Origin of the sequence: Kocuria subflava, from assembly GCF_012163155.1 — a bacterium.
GTDB lineage: Bacteria > Actinomycetota > Actinomycetes > Actinomycetales > Micrococcaceae > Kocuria > Kocuria subflava.
Genome location: NZ_JAAVUN010000267.1, coordinates 1 through 508 on the forward strand (window position 1 = coordinate 1; position 508 = coordinate 508).

1 protein-coding gene and 1 pseudogene are annotated in these 508 nt (G+C 65.0%); both read right to left on the reverse strand.

The genetic code is table 11. From position 1 onward, the window contains the following. Nucleotides 1-180 (reverse strand): annotated as a pseudogene (locus tag GTW58_RS14120) (antibiotic biosynthesis monooxygenase); the annotation flags it as partial. Further along, on the reverse strand, nucleotides 177-508 hold a 332-nt coding region (locus GTW58_RS14125; RefSeq protein WP_209436608.1), incomplete at its 5' end, for a DJ-1/PfpI family protein. The gene GTW58_RS14125 and the pseudogene GTW58_RS14120, both read right to left, overlap by 4 nt.

Consider the following 508-nt stretch of genomic DNA (forward strand, 5'->3'; position numbering starts at 1 on the left):
GTCATCGGGGAACACGTCGAAGATCCCGAAGGAGTAGGGCCCGAGGCGGACCGCGAACCACTCGGTGGTCGCCGGCTCTCCCTCAACAAGCGCACGGCCGCTGTCAAGGAACTCCTTCTCGTCGTCCTCCTTGCCGGGCAACGCATCAAACCTGACCAGCAATCCCTTGGTCACACTCATGATGTCTCCTCTTCCTTTGTCGTGGTGCCCGCGAGTTGGGACACGATCGCCTCGGAGAACGCCGGCAGGTCCTCCGGCGAGCGGCTGGTGATGAGATTCTTGTCGATCACGACCTCCTGGTCGACGACGTTCGCGCCGGCATTGCGCAGATCCGTGCGGATGCTCGGGAAGGACGTCAGGGTGCGACCGGTGGCCACGTCGGCCTCGATCAACGTCCACGGTCCGTGACAGATCGCCGCCACCGGCTTGCCGTTCTCGACGAAGTCCCGGACGAAGGCGACAGCGTCCCCGTCGATCCGGAGCTTGTCGGGGTTCACCGTGCCGCCCG